Origin of the sequence: Agrobacterium sp. CNPSo 3708, assembly GCF_028674915.1 — a bacterium.
In the GTDB taxonomy this organism is placed as follows: domain Bacteria; phylum Pseudomonadota; class Alphaproteobacteria; order Rhizobiales; family Rhizobiaceae; genus Agrobacterium; species Agrobacterium cavarae.
Map to the genome: position 1 here is coordinate 44,546 of NZ_JAQZSF010000006.1, position 18,439 is coordinate 62,984.

Consider the following 18,439-nt stretch of genomic DNA (forward strand, 5'->3'; position numbering starts at 1 on the left):
CATCGGGATGTCAGGCTCATGAGCGGGACTTCACCGGGCCGCGTGCTTCCACAAAAGCGCGACGATCTCCGCCTCGCGGGCGGCCGTCTCCGCAAAGACGTTGTCGGCGAGCGCGAGGCTTTCTTCACGCAGTGCCTGTTGACGGTCGATGATGGCGTCGAGCAGCAGGGCAAGCGTTTCGCCGCCTGCGAAGCTCTCGGGTTCGCGGTCGGCGAAGGCGGCGAGTACGGAGAGGTCGTGTTCGTGGCCGAGGAGTTTGACCAGTTGCTTGGCGTCCGCCCTTTTGGCGCGCATGGCGGACGGCCAGAGCTTTTGTAACAGCGCCAGATGCATCCAGTAGACCTGGCCGCTTTTGCGCAGGTCGTGAAAATACTCGTCATGGGCTTGCCCGTGGCAGAGACCCAAGGCGTCGAGCGCCTTGCGCCGCTGTTTTTCCCAGGTCTTGCGGATCATCTTCAGCGCGGTCTTTTCGCCATGCGAGAGCGACAGGGCCGAGAGTGCGTCCCTGCCGTCTTCGCAGGACTGGATGGCCGCTTCGATCCGCTTTGGCAGGTCGCCATCCTCGTGGGTTGCGGCATCACGGCGCCTGCTCAGCACATCATGGGCGGTTGCCAAGGCTTCGCGCTCGGCATCGGAGCGGGCGAAATCTTGAAGATAGGTGATGGTTTCCACCAAGGCTGCGGCATCGCGCGCGGCTGACAGGGAGCGGGCGGTATCGCGGAAGCGGGCGTTTTCCGTCTTGCGGAACTCCGGCGCCTCCTTTTCGAGGAAGCGGTAGAGCGCGCGAATGCGCTTGAATTTCTTGCGGGTATCATGCACCGCACGGTCCGTGCCGTCCGGCTGATCCTTCAAAAGCGCGATGGCGTCGTCGATGAGTTCTCGCCCGGTATGCTTGATCTCCTCGACGAAGGAGCGGGTGGGATCAATCCTGAAGGACATGGCACAGCTCCCCGCTCAAATCTTCCAAGGCCATATGCTGGTTGGAATAGCGCCTGTCGCCGGTGACTTCCGGGCCAAGCCATGCGGGAAGTGCCGGGCGGTCGGTTTCCTGCTTCATCTCGACTTCTGCAACGACGAGACCGCGATAGATCCCGTCGAAGACATCGACCTCCCAAACGAAGCCTTCGTGATCGACGGTATAGCGGGTCTTTTCGATGACGATGCCAAGCGCTGTGGTCATCAGTTCGCGGGCGTCTTCGACCGTGATGGGATATTCGTATTCGTCGCGCACAAGCGCACTGGTGCCGATCTTGATGGTGAGCCGGGCGTCGGCACCGTCCATGATCCTGACGCGGACCGAGCGGTCCTCCATGGAGGCGACATAGGCTTGCTGGAACGATTTCCGAGACGTCGTTTCTCGCTGCCACTCATCGCTGCGGACCAGAAACTTGCGTTCGATTTCTTTTGCCATTCAACACCCTGCGCTGTTTTGTCGGGACGGTAAACCAAGTAGTTGTCATGAAAAAGCAATAAATGAGAAATCGTTGGCTCGGCCTCGACACGGCGGAATGGTCGCGGTATTTGAAAGCGCAATTTCAATCGATACAAAAGCCGGAGATAACGCCATGGCCCAGGATTCCGAAAAGCTTCTTTCCATCCTGAAACTTCAACCTGTGGTGCCCGTGCTGATCGTGGACGATCTGGCCTCTGCCGTGCCGCTGGCCCGCGCGCTGGTGGAAGGCGGTCTGAAAGCCATCGAGATCACCATGCGCACGCCCGTCGCACTCGATGCCATCCGCGCCGTTGCCGCAGAGGTGGAAGGTGCGCATGTGGGCGCCGGCACCATCTTGAACGCCAAGGATTTCGATGCCGCCGCCAAGGCCGGCTCCACCTTCATCGTGAGCCCCGGCGTCAACAAGAGCGTTCTCGATGCGGCGGAAAGCTCCAACGTGCCGCTGCTTCCAGGTGCCGCCACTGCGAGCGAAGTCATGGTGCTGCGCGATGCAGGCTACAAGGTTCTGAAATTCTTCCCCGCCGAACAGGCCGGTGGCGCGCCTTACCTGAAGGCGCTTTCCTCTCCGCTTGCCGGCACCGTGTTCTGCCCGACCGGCAGCGTCTCGCTGAAGAACGCCAAGGATTACCTGTCGCTGCCGAACGTCGTCTGCGTCGGCGGCTCCTGGGTTGCGCCGAAGGAACTGATCGCAGCGGGTGATTGGGCGGGCATTACCAAGCTTGCAGCCGAAGCCGCAGCGCTTCGCGGCTGATCGCTTGTTCATGCCGTTCACGACGGCGTGAAGATCCCTGCCATTTGTAATCGGCCGTACACTCCCTATCTCCTGTTTCGACATTGACGCAAACAGGAGATTTTGATGTTCGACGCGAAAAAGCTTCTCGACCAGTTTTTGGGTTCGCAGGTGCCTGGGCTGTCAGGAAGCGTGCGGGACCGTGCAGGCCAGGCCGCAGAGATTGCGAAGAACAATCCGATGAAGGCCGGCGCACTGGCTGCGGCCATTTTCGGCACCAAGACGGGCCGCAAGCTTGCGGGCAATGCCGCCGCCGTCGGCGGTATCGCCGCCATCGCCGGTCTTGGCTATCTCGCCTACCGCAACTATCAGTCCGGCAAGTCGCCGCAGGCAGTGACCCAGCCGCAGCCGACGCAGGAGCTTTTGCCTCCGCCGGTCGATTCCCCGTTCCACCCCCAGTCTCCCGCGCTGTCCAACAGTTTCGCGCTGACGCTGGTGCAGGCGATGATTGCCGCTGCCAAGGCTGACGGCCATATCGACGCAGGCGAGCGCGCCCATATCATGGAGAAGGTCAAGGTCTCCGGTCTCGACCATGAGGCGGAAGCCTTCATCGAGAAAGAACTGGCCGATCCGCTCGATATCGACGCGCTGGTGGCTGCGGCAACGACCGAAGAGCAGAAGGTGGAAATCTACACCGCCTCGCGCCTTACCATCGAGCCGGATAGCCGGGCTGAGCGCGGCTATCTCGATCTTCTTGCCGGTCGTCTTGGCCTGCCGGATGCGCTGGTGGAGCATATCGAAGCGACCGTGTCGGCCGCCAAGGTCTGATCGATCAATTTATTCCATATCAGAGGCCGGTTGTCTTTGATGACCGGCTGACCTATTCCTGAGCGTCGCAACGCTCAGGAGGGAAGATGCGCGATCTCAGCCAGTTCAAAGGATGTCCAGCACCGCAGCCGGTGACGCTCGAAGGCCGGTTCGTGACCGCCGTTCCCTTTGATCGGGCGGCGCACCAGCAGGCGCTGTGGGATGCGCTTGGCGGGCTCGGCACCAATGAGCTGATCAAGTACTTCCCCAACGAGCCTTTTGCCGATGCGGCCGCCTTCAGCGACTGGATCGAGGGCATGGCAACGAGCTTGCAGTGGGTAACGCTGGTCTTCATCGAAAATGTAAGCAGCGACGTCATCGGCATGGCGACCTATATGCGACCCGATCCGAAGAATGGCGTGGTCGAGGTGGGCTCGGTTGCCCATGGGCCGAAGATGCAGCGCTCGCCACTTGCCACCGAAGCTCATTATCTGATGGCGCGGCACGTCTTCGACGATCTCGGTTACCGCCGTTACGAGTGGAAGTGCCACAATGAGAACGAGCCGTCCAAGACAACCGCCAAGCGCTACGGCTTCACCTTTGAAGGCGTCTTTCGCCAGCACATGATTTCCAAGGGCAAGAACCGCGATACCGCCTGGTTCTCGATCATCGACAGCGAGTGGCCGGTGATCCGTCAGGCCTTCGAGGCATGGCTTTCGCCGGAGAACTTCAATCAAGACGGAACGCAAAAGCGCAAGCTGGAAGACATCCGTGCCGATCTTCCCGCCGGGGCTACAGCATGAGCGGCAAGGATACGACATCGGCCGCCATTGCCGCCATCGCCATCATCCTCGGCTTCGGGTTTCTGTTCTACATCGTACCGACGGTGACGCTGTGGCTTGCCAACACCTATTCGGTGTGGCTGGCGGCAGCCTTCGATGTTGCGGCGGTGCTGGCCTTCTTCCTGGTATTCTGGCTCAGGGCGCGCCACCAGCGGCGGGGTTGACTGCCTAAAGCGATGGCAATCGCGCCTGCCCAAAAATTCTGCATTTGGCCTTTTCTTGCACCTTCTTTCGGCGCAATTCCAAATGATGTATAGCGGCGGCATTTAAGATGCTGCTCTGTATATTTTGGTGACTTCATGGACTGGAATGTGGCCGAAAGGCCGTTGGAATTGACCGTTTTTGCGCCGATTGCCCCGTCGCTTCCCGTCCGAGAGGATGAACCTTACGCCCGCGACGAGATGTTGCAGGAAATTTTTGAGCAGACGGCCAGGCGCTATCCGTCCAAACTTGCGCTTCGGCTTCTGGGAAACGATCCCGAATATAGCCGCCGGACTGAGCTGACCTACGGGCAACTGGCTGAGCGCGCCATTCGCTTTGCCCGCACGCTGCAGACCATGGGGGTAAGACGTGGCGACCGTGTCGTCATCTGCCTGCCGCGCGGGCTCGATCAGTATATGGCGATCCTCGGTACGCTCTGGGCCGGCGCCTGCTACGTGCCGGTGGACTGGACCTATCCGCAGGACCGTATCGACTTCATTGCCGAAGATAGCGGCGCCACGCTGATCGTGACCGATGCCGAACGTGCCGGTGCCATGCGGGTGCAGACTCTGGTGGTCAACGAGACGCTGGGCGATCTTGCGGCACAGGATGCGCTGCCGATCACGCGGGCCGAAATCGGCGCGTCTCCCGACGATCTCGCCTATATCATCTACACCTCCGGAACGACCGGTCGCCCCAAGGGCGTGATGATCTCGCATCGCAGCGCCTGCCATTTCCTGCGGGCCGAAGGCTCGATCCTGGCGATCGAGGACACCGACAAGGTGTTCGGCGGTTTCAGCGTTGCCTTCGACATGTCGATCGAGACCATGTGGAGCGCCTTTTCCGCCGGTGCCGAACTGTTGGTTGCCAACGAAGCGCTGCACAGAGCGGGCCCGGATGTGGCGATCACGCTGGCCGAGGAAAACGTCACCGTCTGGCACGTGGTGCCATCGCTCTTCACGCTGGTGGAAACCGAGCTTCCGACGCTGCGCATCGTCAATCTCGGCGGCGAGGCCTGCCCGCCGGATCTGGTGAACCGCTGGGCGCGCCCCGGCCTTCGCATCCTCAACACCTATGGCCCGACCGAAACGACGGTGACGGCCACATGGACGGAGGTCCAACCTGGCCGCCGCGTCACCATCGGCCGGCCATTGCCTGGCTATACCGCCTGGATCGTCGACGACAAGCTCTGGCCGGTGAATGCCGGCGCCGAAGGCGAGCTTGTGATCGGCGGGCCGGGGGTCAGTTCCGGCTATGTGAACCGTCCCGATCTCACCGCAGACAAATTCGTCATGACGCCCTTCGACGGGCCGGATGGGCTTCCCGCGCGGATCTATCGCTCCGGCGATCTCGTGCGGCTCGATGCCGTCGGCGATATCGAGTTCATGGGGCGCATCGATACGCAGGTGAAGATCCGCGGTTTCCGCGTCGAGCTTGCCGAGATCGAAGCGGTAATTGCCGAGGATTCTGCCGTGGCGCAGGCCGTGGTGCATCTCTTCCGCGATGATGACGGGTCCGAACTTCTGGCCGCCTTCCTTGTGGCGCGCGGCAGTGCGGTGATCGATATCGACGCTGCCCGCAAGCGCGTTGCTGACCGGTTGCCGAACTATATGCGGCCTGCCGCCTACCAGATACTCGATGCGCTGCCGACACTGCCCGCCTCCGGCAAGGTGGACCGCAAGGCGCTTCAGCGCCCGGTGGTGGTGGCCTCCTCGGATCGCGAAGCTATCGCACCGCAGACGCCGCTCGAAATCCAGCTTCATGCCATCTGGTCGGAGGCTTTCGCGCCCCAGAAGGTTTCCGTCGAAGACGACCTCTTCGAGGATCTGGGCGGCCATTCGCTGAAGGCCGCGCGCCTGGCGTCGGCCATGCGCAAGGCGCCCGGTCTTTCCGGTGTTTCTATCCAGGATCTCTACGCCGCGCCGACCATCCGCCGGCTCGCTGCGCGCCTGGGCGAGCACGTGATGGCCGAGAGCGCAGCACTCGAGCCCTTCCACCGTGTCAGCACGTTCCAGAAGCGCCTCTGCTGGACGCTGCAGACCATCGCGCTGGTGCCGATCTATGCGGTGGCCGGGCTGCAATGGTTTTTCCCCTATCTGGCCTATACCTATCTGGTCGAAGATTTCGGCCGCCTTTCGGCGCTGCTGTTGAGCGGCTTGAGCTTCATTCTCATTCCGCCGCTCGGCATGGTCTTTGCCATCCTCGTCAAATGGCTGGTGATCGGTCGCTACAAGGCGGGCGATTATCCGCTGTGGGGAAGCTATTATCTGCGCTGGTGGTTCGTGCGCCGCCTCTCCGATATCATCGCGACACCCTATCTCAGCGGCACGCCGATGATCCGCTTCTATTACCGGCTGCTGGGTGCCAGGATCGGTCGTCGTGCCTTTATCGGCACCGTTGCCATCGACACCGCCGACCTCGTCAGCATCGGCGATGATGCGATCGTCAGCGATTATGCCATGCTCGCCACCAGTTCGGTGGAGCGCGGCCTCTTGCGCCTCGGCTCGGTCAAGATCGGCCGCAGCGCCTCCATCGGCACCATGGCGGTGGTCGGGCGCAACTGCGTGGTGGGCGATGCCGCAGCGCTCGAGGATCTGTCTTCGCTGCCGATGAACCAGTCGATCCCGGCTGGCGAAAGCTGGAACGGCTCTCCGGCCAAATGCGCCGCCACGGGCCGCGTTGCCCGGCGTGATGACGAGGCGGGCTTCCTGCGCCGCTTTCTGGTCGGCGTTGGGCTTTTCATCGCCGCTGCCCTTCTTCCCGTGGTCGCCATCCTGCCGATTGCGCCCGGTCTGATCGCGATGATCGAAATCGACTGGAACACCGATGGCTATTCCTATCTGCTGATTTCGCCATTCCTGGCACTCACCTATATCGTGCTGATGTGCGTTCTGACCGTCTTCGCCAAGCGCCTGATCCTCGGGCCGGTGCGTCCGGGACGCTACTCGATCCATAGCTGGTTCTATCTGCGCTTCTGGTTCGTCCAGCAGGTGACGGACCTGGCGCTGGCGCTGCTTCACCCGATCTATGCCACCCTTTATGTGCTGCCCTGGTATCGCGCACTGGGTGTGCGGATCGGCAAGCGTGCCGAGATTTCCACCGCCGCAAAGATCGTGCCCGATCTCGTCGATATCGGGCCGGAGAGCTTCATTGCCGATGGCGTGGTCTTTGGTGCGGCACGCCATGAGCCGGGCATCATCGAGCTTGCGCATACCAGAATTGGCCGGCGTTCCTTCATCGGCAACTCCGCGGTGCTGCCGACCGGGGCCAAGATCGCCGATGGTACGCTGATCGGCGTGCTCTCCAAGCCGCCATCGGATGGCGGGGCCGAGAAGCCGGATGGCACATGGTTCGGTTCGCCGCCGATTTCGCTGCCCGTGCGCCAGGCCGTCGGCCTGTTCGATGAGGGCGCGCGCTTCAACCCGCGTCCACGGCTGGTCGCCATGCGCCTGTCGATCGAGGCGATCCGCGTGATCCTGCCGCTCACCCTGTTTCTCGCCTTCTTCAGCATCCTGTTCTCCATCGTCGGTGATATTCAGGATTACGATGACAGCCAGACGCTGATCGCGGCCGTCTTCCCCTTCCTCTATATCGGCTTCGCGCTGGCGTCTGGTCTCTCGGTCGTGGCGCTGAAGTGGCTGGTGATGGGCCGCTACAAGCCGACGACCAAGCCGCTGTGGAGCACCTTCGTCTGGCGCACCGAATTGGTGACGGCAACTTACGAGAACCTGGCGGTGCCGAACCTTCTGCAGCCCTTGCGCGGCACGCCGTGGATCTCGGCCTATCTGCGTCTGCTCGGCTGCAAGATCGGTCGCGACTGCTTCATCGACACGACCGATGTCACCGAGCATGATCTGGTGCGCATCGGCGACGAGGTGGCGCTAAACGAGTTCTCCGGTCTGCAGACCCATCTCTTCGAAGACAGGGTGATGAAGGTCAGCAGCGTCACGGTGGGCGACCGCGCGGTGATCGGCTCCTACGCCATCGTGCTCTACGACGCCGAAATCGGCGAAGATGCCCAGCTCGGCGACCTGTCCGTCGTGATGAAGGGCGAAACGCTGCCGGCGGGCACCTCTTGGGAAGGCTCTCCGGCGCAACCCGTGCGTAACGCATGAGCGAGATCGTCTGGCTTTCCGGCGCGGACGATCTGACGATAGCCACCGGTGAGGTGCCGGTGGTGTGGCACCTGCGCCTCGACGGGCCCGAGACGGAACGGTTGGCGGGCGGAGCAACGCTCTCCGCCGCCGATCTGCAGGATCTGGCATCCAAGCCGGAGGCGGGCATGCGGGCTCTGCGCCGACGCCTTTCAAAGCTCCTGCTGGCCCGGCTCTCTGGCCTGCACCCGGATGAGATCATCATCGGCAGAAGCGCACTCGGCGCGCCGCAGGTCCTCCATCCAGAGGGCTGGCACATAAGCCTCGCTGGCCGCTTCCCCCACTGCCTGATCGGCCTCAGCCGGATCCCCATCGGAGTGGATATCGAACCGCTTGATGCCGAACCGCCGCCGGAAGACAGCTTTACCCCAACCGAACGGCTCGCCCTTCAAGGGGCCACGGAAGGAACGCTCATCACCCGCTGGACGGCAAAAGAAGCCCACGCCAAATGCCTCGGCATCGCATCGCGTATCGATGCGGCCGAGATGGAGACGGCGGCTTTCGATGAGGGGGTGCGGGTTGTTTCAAGGGAAGGGGAAACACATGTGTGCGTGCGGGCGGAGGCAGGAACCGTGCAGGCGGTTGCCAGACTGCCCGATTCCGGTTGGCGATAGTCACCGAACCAGCGCGAAACTCTCTTAAGGCTGCGCCCGAACCACGACATTTCTGCCCTGGTCCTTTGCCGAGTACAATGCCGCGTCGGCGCGCAGGAGAAGCTCTTGCAGTCGCTCGGTCGGTCGGGCCTGGGCGACGCCGAAGCTGCCGGTGATGCGCCCTTTGGGCAAGGGCTCGACCACGCGACTTTCGACAGCGTGGCGCAAACGTTCTGCCACTGTTTCCGCCGCTGCGAGGTCGGCGCCGGGCAAGACGATGCAGAACTCTTCGCCGCCCATTCTTGCAGCGTAGTCGTAAGGGCGCAGGTGATCCTTCACGGCTTCGCCGATGGCCATCAGAACATTGTCGCCGGCATCGTGGCCGTATTCATCATTGATGCGCTTGAAGTGATCGAGATCGAAGAGGATGAGAGACACGGCTTCTTCGGGCCGTGCGGCCTTGGCGCGAATGATCGGCATCTGCTCCATCAGCGCGCGGCGGTTTCCCAGCCCGGTGAGAAAATCCGTAGTTGCCTGATGTTTCAATTGCTTGGTCAAAGTCTCGACCTGCAAGAGCGTCGCGCGCGCAATATCGGTCACCGTGCCGATCTCGTCAGGCGACTTTGGATAGAGCTTCAAAATCCCCTTGTCCTCCGGATACCGCTTCATGGCATCCGCCAGCAGGTTGAGAGGCCTGAGCAGCCGCCAGATCGCAAAAAGGCACAGCGACGTGCCGACCAAGGTAGCGACGAGAATGAGAAGGAGAACCGACAACATGCTGAGCTGAAAACCCATCGACAGATAGGCGACAAGCGCAATCAGCGGCACGTGGACGCTGACGAAGCAGACAAGAAAGGTTTTCGCGACAAAGGACGATTTGATCTTGGTCACGAGCACCTCAGGCTGCGGCTTGTATTAACGCTGCCTCATTTAGTGGCATAAACATGAGAATCCTAGACCATTTTCTGGTGGGCGACATTTCGCAGCGAGTGGCTTGCATCGACACGAGAGGCGCGTACGTCCTATTGAACGATCTCGTTCAGGATGTCAGTTTTGCAAGGCGCCGCTTGTCATGCGCCACCAGCAGAGAGCGATCTGAGCGCCGAGGACAGATAGCGTTCCGTCAGTTCGAATTTTCTCGCCTTTGCCAGATCGATCGCAGCGCCAATATGCAGTTCCAATCCTTCAGCCCCGGAACTTGCGTCGCTCTCCTGTTCGACAAGCACCACACCCGAATAGACCGAAGGCACGCCATCGAAGTCCTTGGCGCATGATCCCATGCTCAGGAGAGACTTCACCTTTCCATTGGCACAGTGAATCCGATAGGGCGACACGAACGGCGTGCCACCCAGGATGACATCATGGATACGGGCGGCAAGGCGCGGACGATCTTCCTCGACGATTTTTTCGAGTATGGACTCAACGGGAATACCCTCCGCGAGCTTGTCTTGATCAATCTCGTATATTCGCGCGAAAGCCACGTCAGCTGTCAGCAGGTTCGTTGCCAATGACCAGGAATAGAATCCCGCACCTTCCAACAGGCCTTTGATCAAACGTCTCTGCATCGTTTCCATAGTGACCCCACACATTCCCCGGCTCCTATTAAAACAATGAGATGGTCTTCGCCAATGGGTTGCGCAGGCAGTCTCCCGGATGTTGACGGTATAAATTCGATCACATTTGTGTGTTCGCTTCTGCTAAAGTAAGGCGACTGCCAATTGCTGACGGAAGGGGCCGTGATACTCTTACAAGAGAGCCAATCGAAAGTTCGGAGATGCCATGACGAAAGAGCCTGTGAAAGGTCCTGCTTCCTATTTTCCGTCCATTGAAGCCAAATACGGCCGCCCCATAGCGGAATGGAAAGACCTCATCAGAAGTCAAAGCGGCAAGAAGCACATGGAGCTGGTTTCCTGGCTGAAGCAGGAGTATGGCTTGGGCCATGGTCATGCGAATGCGCTGGTTGCGGATACGCTTCGAGAGTGATCTGAAACTTCGGTTAATTGACCCGACCAGGCGCAGGACGAAACACGCCATGTGGGTTTTGACCGTTTCGTGCTAAGAATATCCGGGTCGTCATACCCGGATGTGCCGAGCAAGCGGCATCCCAGTCCATACCAGGAGAGATTACCCCATGGCCCGAAAGAACAGGGATGAGCAGGAGTCGTGGGACGAGCCGAAGCCGGAGCCGGTGATCTGTGCGCTGTGCCAGCGCGTCATACCCGACGATCAGATGGACCAGCATCATCTCGTTCCCAAGAGCAAGGGCGGGAAGCAGACCGTGTCCCTGCACCGGATCTGCCACGACCAGATCCATTCGATCTTCACCGACGCCCAACTCGCCAAGAAGTTCTCCACGATCGAGGCCATTCTGGAGGAGCCTGCTGTGCAGACATTCGTCGCATGGGTGAAAAACAAGCCTCCGGGCTTTGCGGATTCCGCCAGGGGATCACGGCAGTCCTTCGGGCGAGGGCGCTAGTCTTAAAGCATGGTCCACGCAAAAGTGTGCAGCGGTTTTGCGATGACGACATGCGACAAAACAAGGACTTAAAAGCGTAGGGAGCGAATCTGAAAGATCGCGACACGCTTTAAAGCGCCGTGCATCCTATTGGACGCACAAAGGACGCTTGTCTTATGACGATCCTTGCCTCAGACGGATAGGTCGAAGATATCCGCCTCTTCCTGGGTCGCGAAGGTGAATGTCACCAGTTCGCTGTCGTCGCTCTGGCGGATGCCGATGGCCGTCACGATCAGCCGGGCGATCTCGTCCTGCGCTTCGCTTCCCGACCTCGATGACCCCACCGCCTTTTCGATGGCGGGGGCGAAGAGTTCGCTGATGACACCGAGGCGCATATTGTAGCGCATGATGATATCGCGGTCCTCGATGATCGCGGCCTGTTCTTCCTTCGGGATATCGGCATTGTCCATGGCGGTGATCGTCGCATTTGTTGCCAGCTTGATCGGGCCTTCGGCCAGCCAGCGATCGACCATCTCATCGAACTGGCGCATGCGCTGCGCGGGGATTGTCTTCTGTACCGTGATCGACATCTGCGTTCCTTTGTTCGCTGCCATGCTTGCTGCCCCACGCTTCCCGATCAGGGGTCGGCGATCGCCAGCATCAGATCTTTTGGGAGCAGGCTTTATGGCGTCAGGCCACAAGCTTCAATGGTTTTGTGGCGAAAGCCCGCCGCCGATCAGCGTGATCTTGAGGAATGAGCGCAGCCCCCGGACAAAGCCACGCCCTCACCGACCATCTTTCGCATCGTCATAGGTTCTCGCTGCCGCGTCGATCCTGTCGCTATTTTCAGCTGCCCAGGCGCACAGGGCTTCGAATGGCTGCCGCAGGGAGTGGCCGAGCGGCGTGATGGCATATTCAACGCCGATCGGCTGCGTCGGCAGAACCGTGCGGGTGACAAGCCCATTGCGCTCCAGCCTCTTCAACGCATCGGCCAGCGCCTTGTGCGTGATGCCATCCAGACGCCGCTTGATTTCGTTGAAACGCGATGGCTTGGGGCAGATCACCGTCAGGATCAGGATCGTCCACTTGTCGGCGATCTTGTCCAGCACCGGGCGGACCTTCGGCATATCGCAGAGCGCCTGCTGAGAGAGGGTTTCCAGGTCGGTATACTCGTCCATATCTAGGCTATCCAAGGTGCGTAATTGATATCAGATATCCACCGTATATCATGGCGGGACCATTGATTGAAAGGAATTACGATGGCTCGCATGAACAACAAGGTGGCTCTGGTCGTAGGCGGCGCGAAGGGCATCGGCCTCGCCATAGCAGAGCGGCTTTCTGCCGAAGGCGCAAAGGTTTTCCTCACCAGCCGCAAGGGTGAGGAGGCCGAAAAGGCAGCCCAGAGCATCGGCAATGGCGCGGTCGGCATTGCTGCCGATGCAAGCTCTCCGGAAGACATGCTCGCGGCTGTCGAAACCGCCCGCAAAGCCCATGGCCATATCGACGCGCTGGTCTTGAATGCCGGTCTTTCCGAATATGCACAGATTGCCGAGATCACGCCGGAGCATTTCGACCGCCACTTCGACGTCAACGTGAGAGGGATGGTCTTCGGCTTTCAGGCCGCTCTGCCTGCAATGAGAGAAGGAGGCTCAGCTGTGCTTATCGGGTCGATTGCCGGTAGCGCAGGCTACGCAGGTTACGGAACCTATTGCGCCACCAAAGCGGCCGTCCGCTCCTATGCAAGAACCTGGACGGCCGAACTCGCCCCCAAAGGCATCCGCGTCAACGTAGTCGCACCCGGCCCGACGGATACGGACATGATGGCCTCAGTCGCAGACGACGTGCGCGCGGCCATCGTCGCGCCGATCCCGATGGGCCGCATGGGACGGCCCGCGGAAGTGGCCGCGGCGACGCTGTTTCTGCTGAGCGATGAGGCGAGCTATATCGCCGGCGCCGAGCTCTGCGTCGATGGCGGGTTGCGGCAGGCTTAAGGGCGGATGGAAGATGCTGCCCGACCTTGAAGGGGTCGGGCGGCCACGATCACCATCGCGAGCCTGCGGCTCCAAGATGGTGGCGATGTGGAGCCGTCAGGCTGTCGTGTGGACTGGACGCTGCGATGTCGTCTGCCGCCGGCTGGTCAGTGTCAGGATCAGGGCGCCGCTCAAACCGGACACGAGCGATCCCATCAAAATCCCGATCTTGACGTGATCCTGCACCGCCGGATCGTCGAATGCCAGCAAGCCGATGAACAGCGACATCGTAAACCCGATGCCACAGAGAAGTGCCGTCCCTGCCACCTGTCCCCAGCTTGCCTGGGCGGGAAGTTGCGCCAGACCGAGCTTCACGAGCACGGCGACGACGCCAAATACGCCGATGAGCTTGCCGAAGAAAAGGCCTCCCGCCACACCCATTGTCAGCGGCTCGGTAAACACCGACAGGCTCAGACCCGAAAGGGAAACGCCTGCATTGGCGAAGCCGAAGATTGGCACGATGATGAAGGCAACGGGTTTGTGCAGCGCATGCTCGAGGCGATGAAGCGGCGACTCGTCCGGCGTCGCTTCCGGTGTGCCGGGCGTCAACTTGAGCGGGATCGTCAGCGCCAGCATCACGCCAGCCAGTGTTGCGTGAACGCCGGACGCAAATACGAGCACCCAGAGCACGGCGCCAAGGACGAGATAGGGCCACAGCACCTTCACCTTCATCTTGCTGAAGATGAAGAGATTGCCCCAAACGAGAGCGGCGCCGATAAGAGCGACCAGGTTCAGGTCTGCCGTATAGAACAGAGCGATGACGATGACCGCACCGAGATCGTCGATGATGGCCAGCGCTGCAAGAAAGATCTTCAGCGAGGTCGGGACGCGCGATCCGAACAGGGAGAGCACGCCAAGGGCAAAAGCGATGTCCGTCGCTGTCGGTATGGCCCATCCTTGCAAGGCGGCTGGATTGTCGCGGTTCAGCAGGACGTAGAAGAGTGCCGGAAACACCATGCCGCCCGCTGCGGCGGCACCCGGCAGAACCCTGCGGCTCCAGCTGGAGAGTTGACCGTCAAGCATTTCGCGTTTGATTTCCAAACCCACCATCAGGAAGAACACCGCCATCAGGGCGTCGTTGATCCAGTGCTGGATGCTCAGCGGTCCGATATAGACGTGGAGGATATGGAAATAGTCTTCAGCCAGAGGCGAGTTGGCCGTGATGATGGCTAGAAGTGCGACGGCCATGAGCACGAGGCCACCCGAGGCCCCGTTGTCGAGAAACTTGCGAAGTGTGGAATTGATGCGACCTGGATTTGATGTCGAAGACACAGGCTCACCCTCCCTTTGTTGGAAGTTGATCTTAGTCTCCGTCGATTTCGGGGGAACCCGCAGCGCACGCAGCACGCGCTTTCAGGTTCAATCATAGCCCAGTTTGGTGCGTTTTTCCACCAAAACCGGCATCTTGCGCGTGCGGTTTAAGGTTTTTTGCCGGGCAAGTCGACGTTTCAGCGCCGCGCTTGTTCGTCCTCCACCCGTCCGGCAAACCAGTTGGCGAGAAGTGCGCCGGATATGTTGTGCCACACGCTGAAGATGGCGCTGGGCACGGCGGCAAGTGGCGAGAAATAAGCCGTTGCAAGGGCGGCACCGAGGCCGGAATTCTGCATGCCGACCTCGATGGCAATGGCTTTGCGCTTGGCAAGCGTCAGGCCGAAGGCCTTCGCCGCAAAGAAGCCCAGCAGGTAGCCGAGGCCGTTGTGAAGGATAACGACGGCGAAGATCATCAGGCCGGATTGGACGATGGACGCCTTGGACGCGCCGACAACTGCCGAGACGATGAGGACGATGCCGATAACGCTGACGAGCGGCAGAGCAGGGACGGCGGCCTTGACGAAAGCGGGCAGAAGTTTCTGCAGGATTGCGCCGAGCGCCAGCGGTATCAGCACCACCTTGATGATGCTCATGAACATCGCCCAACCGTCGACGGGCAGGTACTGGCTGGCAAACAGCCAGACGAGGAAGGGCGTGACGATGGGAGCCACAAGCGTGGTGACCGACGTGCAGGCAACAGAGAGCGCCACGTCTCCCTTGGACAGATAGGTCATGACGTTAGAGGACGTGCCACCTGGGCAGCAGCCCACCAGGATCACGCCTGCCGCCACTTCCGGCGGCATCGGAATGAACTTGGTCAAAAGAACAGCCAGAAGCGGCATGATCAGGAATTGGCCAAGAACGCCGATCGTCACATCGAAGGGCCGCTTCACCACCTCGCGGAAGTCATCAAGCGAAAGGGTAAGACCCATGCCGAACATGATGATGGACAGCAACGTCACGATCCATGGACCGATCTGCTTGAACGTGTCGGGAAAGAAGAAGCCGAGGACCGCAAACAGCACCACCCAGGCCGCGAATGTCTTGCCAACGAACGACGATATCTGCGCCAGTGCCTTCATGATCTGTCCCTCCAAAGAAATGCAAGCGGGACGTCTAGATGCGTCAGCTTGACTGTCAAGGTCAGTTTGGCTGGGTTGTTGCGTGTCTGCTAATATTGCCGTTGCCTGCTTTCAGAAGGCATGTGGACGACAGCTGCAATCGGGGACGATGCGCTTGCACCCATCGGCGAGTTCATCCGTCGCCCAGCAGAAGACATCAAGGGCGCGCTTTTGTCAGCCTGATTTGATCGCCCTCAACCTTGATCTCGTCGCTCCAGCCAAGGTGCCGGTAGAAGCCAGCGGCGCGGCTATTTTCAGCGGTTTCCAGCCAGATTTCAGAATGGTGCCGAAACAGCTCATTCTCAGCGGCATCCACCAGCTTTGCCCCTATGCCCATCCCCTCATGTGAGGGAAGAACGAAGGCAGCGAAGAGAGATCCTTCGGCAATATCGATCATCGAGAACCCGACGACCTCATCGCCCGAAACCGCGGCCCAGGCGCAGGGTGCAGCAGAAATCATCTCGGCAATCGACGCCTCGGTGATGCCGAGACCGGCAAGTTGTTCGCGGCTCAGGTGGTTCTCACGAACGGAGGTGCGAATGTGAAACAGGGCTGGAACATCGGCGGGATTGGCGGGTCTGATCTTCGTCTTCATGTGCTCCTGCATGTTGAAGTGTTCGTTTTGACAAATACGGCTTCATGCTGACAAGGCTTTAATTGCGACGCCGATTGGATTGGCGTAGAATTGGCGATCATCTGGGGGATGTCCATGCCAAAATTGGCCCGGTTCGTACAATTCTCGAGCGGCGTCTTTGCGCTGGCCCTCATCACCTTGTTGAGAACATACGCCGCAGCCGCCGATGATCCTGGTGATCGGCCAATGAATTTTATCCTCGTCTCTGACGGGGATTGCAGCAACTCATGCGTGCAGTGGGTTTCGGCAGAGGGAGCGATAACGTACGCCACACCGACGCGGTTTGCCGCTTTTCTGTCGACGCTGAAGAACCGTAAACTTCCCATCGTCATCCAATCTGTCGGAGGTGACGTCGACGCCGCTTTGGCAATTGGCCAGATGATCCGCAACCGCAAGCTCGATACCGCTATCGGACGCACCCAACTGAACGATTGTCCAATGCTTGATCCGCGGTGCAAGGAGAAAATGGTCAAGGGCGGCTGGTCCTCTGGCACAGTGCGCAGCGGCGGGGCCTATTGCTTTTCTGCTTGTCCATTAGTCGTTGCGGGCGGCGTCAACCGTGCGGCAGCGCCTAACACATCGATCGGTCTCCACCAGATTACAAACGGCAAGAAAGACCGAAACTATGGACCTGTGAACAAGCGCAATCTCGATGCCATCTCCACCCGCAAGGACGACCGCATTAAAGAGAAGTTGGGTACTTATCTTGACGCCATGGGTGTTCAATCCAAAGACGTTTTCGCCATGATGGGACTGGCCACGCCGCATGGTCTTTACCACGTGCTGGATGAAGAGGCACTCAAAACTGGATTGATCACCAAGGTTTACTCGCTTGAGGAGGAGCCGGGGCTCGCTTTCACGCCTGAGGTGCCTAAAACGCTCGCAAAGAAGCCGAAGGCGAAGGGATAGCCTTCGCTGCAGTAATACAACGCAGTAGTTCACAACATCCAATGCGCGCTAAAAGCGTAAGAGCAGTTCTCAGGCGACAGAAGCTGTTGAGTTGAAGGAATGTCAAAAATTAAACTTTCACGCATCTTGCCCGCGGATGCGGATGCACTCATCGATGCAAACCGAAGAAGCGCTGCTTTCCATTCGCCATGGGTTAAACCCTTCGTCGATCGCGAAGGTTTTGATGCTTGGTACGGAAGAACTCTGACCGGGCCGAATCTAGGTTACGTGGTTCGAGAGGCCGAGAGCGACGCAATCGTCGGTGTCGTGAACATCAGTGAGATCGTTTGGGGCGTATTTCGAAGCGCGTATCTAAGCTATTACGGCATGGTGGATTGGTCACGCAAAGGCTTCATGACTGAGGGCGTCCGCAATGCTTGTTGTCATGTTTTTGATGATCTCGGCCTGCACAGGCTGGAGGCGAACATTCAGCCCGAAAACATTGCCTCTCTGTCGTTGATAAAACAGGTGGGCTTCAAGAAGGAAGGATTTTCAACTCAGTATTTGAAAGTCGAGGGATCGTGGCGTGACCACGAGAGGTGGGCGCTGCTCGCCAACGGTCGGCCGATGACGCCCCCTCCTGAGAATGGAAGCCTTGGCTGAGGCGCGCGGGACCGTTACGAGCTGCACCCCCCTTAACGCTATCAGAAGGTTTCTCCATTAGCATCAGCACATAATTCCGGGCAGCTTCTTTAAGGGTCTGATGGCCTCTCTGCTTTTGGTGACGGCGGCACTCCTTAGCGCTACCGTTACCGCTGCTGCCGATTCCGCCAATATCCGTGTCACCTGTTGGACTACCGCCTCGTTTTCGGAAGACCTCGTGGCGGTTGCTCGGGATGAGCAGAGGTGCTGTGCTTCAGCGCACGGAAGAAACTTTCGATCGACGCCGAGCGGGTGCTGCTTCGGTTCTATATCACAGCGGATCGTGTGCTTCCTCAATATCTGTTGTCGCGCAGAAGTGCGCTGGAGGCGGTGCATCTGCTCATGTCTATTTCCGGCGACGGAGACCTAGCCTCCCTCTATGAACGCGCCGACAGGCTGCTTTACGAGGCCAAGGATAACGGACGTAACAAGACAGAAAGTGCAGTCAGCGCCACAGCTTCACCGAAAGCTGTGAAAATCAATAAGGCGAGCAGAGCCTAGCGGGCTGCTGTCCGGCA

General features: G+C 59.9%; 21 protein-coding genes. 12 read left to right on the forward strand and 9 right to left on the reverse strand.

The annotated features are described in order from the left end of the window. Positions 1 to 30: 30 nt before the first annotated feature. Both PVA19_RS13880 and PVA19_RS13885 read right to left on the reverse strand, forming a co-directional pair. Positions 31 to 939, reverse strand: coding sequence for a CHAD domain-containing protein (locus PVA19_RS13880; RefSeq protein WP_274102977.1), 909 nt, complete (start codon positions 937 to 939; stop codon positions 31 to 33). Further along, complete coding sequence (locus PVA19_RS13885) at positions 923 to 1,411, reverse strand: CYTH domain-containing protein (RefSeq protein ID WP_274102978.1); 489 nt, start codon at positions 1,409 to 1,411, stop codon at positions 923 to 925. The genes PVA19_RS13880 and PVA19_RS13885 overlap by 17 nt, the downstream gene beginning before the upstream one ends. A 154-nt stretch (positions 1,412 to 1,565) precedes the next feature. On the opposite strand from PVA19_RS13885, the gene PVA19_RS13890 reads away from it, so the two are divergent. The 6 genes from PVA19_RS13890 to PVA19_RS13915 all read left to right on the forward strand — a co-directional run bounded on the left by PVA19_RS13890 (position 1,566) and on the right by PVA19_RS13915 (position 8,801). After that, positions 1,566 to 2,204, forward strand: coding sequence for a 2-dehydro-3-deoxy-phosphogluconate aldolase (locus PVA19_RS13890; RefSeq protein WP_062427961.1), 639 nt, complete (start codon positions 1,566 to 1,568; stop codon positions 2,202 to 2,204). A gap of 105 nt (positions 2,205 to 2,309) precedes the next feature. Next, positions 2,310 to 3,011 carry a tellurite resistance TerB family protein gene (locus PVA19_RS13895; protein WP_062427782.1) on the forward strand — a complete coding sequence of 234 codons (702 nt, stop codon included), beginning with the start codon at positions 2,310 to 2,312 and terminating at the stop codon, positions 3,009 to 3,011. 86 nt (positions 3,012 to 3,097) lie between these two features. After that, entirely contained in the window at positions 3,098 to 3,793 is a 696-nt protein-coding gene (locus tag PVA19_RS13900) for a GNAT family N-acetyltransferase (protein WP_274102979.1), read from the forward strand. After that, a complete protein-coding gene (locus PVA19_RS13905; protein ID WP_274102980.1) occupies positions 3,790 to 3,996 on the forward strand; it encodes a hypothetical protein in 207 nt (68 codons plus the stop codon). The genes PVA19_RS13900 and PVA19_RS13905 overlap by 4 nt, the downstream gene beginning before the upstream one ends. 135 nt (positions 3,997 to 4,131) lie before the next feature. Continuing rightward, complete coding sequence (locus tag PVA19_RS13910) at positions 4,132 to 8,148, forward strand: Pls/PosA family non-ribosomal peptide synthetase (RefSeq protein WP_274102981.1); 4,017 nt, start codon at positions 4,132 to 4,134, stop codon at positions 8,146 to 8,148. Next, complete coding sequence (locus PVA19_RS13915; RefSeq protein WP_274102982.1) at positions 8,145 to 8,801, forward strand: 4'-phosphopantetheinyl transferase family protein; 657 nt, start codon at positions 8,145 to 8,147, stop codon at positions 8,799 to 8,801. The genes PVA19_RS13910 and PVA19_RS13915 overlap by 4 nt, the downstream gene beginning before the upstream one ends. A gap of 24 nt (positions 8,802 to 8,825) precedes the next feature. Here PVA19_RS13915 and PVA19_RS13920 read toward each other — a convergent pair whose 3' ends face one another. Together PVA19_RS13920 and PVA19_RS13925 are read right to left on the reverse strand one after the other, a co-directional pair. Then, positions 8,826 to 9,671: a diguanylate cyclase gene (locus PVA19_RS13920; RefSeq protein ID WP_274102983.1), complete on the reverse strand. Its 846-nt coding sequence runs from the start codon at positions 9,669 to 9,671 to the stop codon at positions 8,826 to 8,828. Between the two features lie 179 nt (positions 9,672 to 9,850). Next, positions 9,851 to 10,369: a PAS domain-containing protein gene (locus PVA19_RS13925; RefSeq protein WP_274102984.1), complete on the reverse strand. Its 519-nt coding sequence runs from the start codon at positions 10,367 to 10,369 to the stop codon at positions 9,851 to 9,853. A gap of 190 nt (positions 10,370 to 10,559) precedes the next feature. Here PVA19_RS13925 and PVA19_RS13930 point away from each other — a divergent pair, with 190 nt between their 5' ends. Together PVA19_RS13930 and PVA19_RS13935 are read left to right on the forward strand one after the other, a co-directional pair. Beyond that, positions 10,560 to 10,763 (forward strand): DUF4287 domain-containing protein, encoded by a 204-nt coding sequence (locus PVA19_RS13930; protein ID WP_144621504.1) that lies wholly within the window; start codon positions 10,560 to 10,562, stop codon positions 10,761 to 10,763. Positions 10,764 to 10,911: 148 nt separating this feature from the next. Further along, positions 10,912 to 11,256, forward strand: coding sequence for an HNH endonuclease (locus PVA19_RS13935; RefSeq protein ID WP_111849333.1), 345 nt, complete (start codon positions 10,912 to 10,914; stop codon positions 11,254 to 11,256). Positions 11,257 to 11,426: 170 nt separating this feature from the next. Here the strand turns inward: PVA19_RS13935 and PVA19_RS13940 are convergent, their stop codons facing one another. Continuing rightward, positions 11,427 to 11,849, reverse strand: coding sequence for a hypothetical protein (locus PVA19_RS13940; protein ID WP_112956484.1), 423 nt, complete (start codon positions 11,847 to 11,849; stop codon positions 11,427 to 11,429). A 171-nt stretch (positions 11,850 to 12,020) separates the two neighbouring features. Continuing rightward, on the reverse strand, positions 12,021 to 12,413 hold the full coding sequence (locus tag PVA19_RS13945; RefSeq protein ID WP_062439374.1) for a winged helix-turn-helix transcriptional regulator: 393 nt from the start codon (positions 12,411 to 12,413) through the stop codon (positions 12,021 to 12,023). A gap of 81 nt (positions 12,414 to 12,494) precedes the next feature. Between PVA19_RS13945 and PVA19_RS13950 the strand changes: the two genes are divergently transcribed. Next, positions 12,495 to 13,226 carry an SDR family NAD(P)-dependent oxidoreductase gene (locus PVA19_RS13950; RefSeq protein WP_274102989.1) on the forward strand — a complete coding sequence of 244 codons (732 nt, stop codon included), beginning with the start codon at positions 12,495 to 12,497 and terminating at the stop codon, positions 13,224 to 13,226. A gap of 96 nt (positions 13,227 to 13,322) precedes the next feature. On the opposite strand, the gene nhaA is transcribed toward PVA19_RS13950, so the two are convergent. The 3 genes from nhaA to PVA19_RS13965 all read right to left on the reverse strand — a co-directional run bounded on the left by nhaA (position 13,323) and on the right by PVA19_RS13965 (position 16,292). Further along, positions 13,323 to 14,537, reverse strand: coding sequence for a Na+/H+ antiporter NhaA (nhaA, locus tag PVA19_RS13955; RefSeq protein WP_274102990.1), 1,215 nt, complete (start codon positions 14,535 to 14,537; stop codon positions 13,323 to 13,325). A 176-nt stretch (positions 14,538 to 14,713) separates the two neighbouring features. After that, positions 14,714 to 15,658, reverse strand: coding sequence for a bile acid:sodium symporter family protein (locus PVA19_RS13960; RefSeq protein ID WP_113327430.1), 945 nt, complete (start codon positions 15,656 to 15,658; stop codon positions 14,714 to 14,716). Positions 15,659 to 15,854: 196 nt separating this feature from the next. Continuing rightward, positions 15,855 to 16,292, reverse strand: coding sequence for a GNAT family N-acetyltransferase (locus tag PVA19_RS13965; protein WP_274102991.1), 438 nt, complete (start codon positions 16,290 to 16,292; stop codon positions 15,855 to 15,857). A gap of 114 nt (positions 16,293 to 16,406) precedes the next feature. Between PVA19_RS13965 and PVA19_RS13970 the strand changes: the two genes are divergently transcribed. From PVA19_RS13970 to PVA19_RS13980, 3 genes are all read left to right on the forward strand, one after another. Next, entirely contained in the window at positions 16,407 to 17,240 is an 834-nt protein-coding gene (locus PVA19_RS13970) for a hypothetical protein (protein WP_274102993.1), read from the forward strand. A gap of 99 nt (positions 17,241 to 17,339) precedes the next feature. Then, positions 17,340 to 17,882, forward strand: a complete 543-nt coding sequence (locus tag PVA19_RS13975; protein ID WP_113180916.1) for a GNAT family N-acetyltransferase — start codon at positions 17,340 to 17,342, stop codon at positions 17,880 to 17,882. A 243-nt stretch (positions 17,883 to 18,125) separates the two neighbouring features. Next, positions 18,126 to 18,422, forward strand: coding sequence for a hypothetical protein (locus PVA19_RS13980; protein WP_062427797.1), 297 nt, complete (start codon positions 18,126 to 18,128; stop codon positions 18,420 to 18,422). Positions 18,423 to 18,439: the final 17 nt, after the last annotated feature.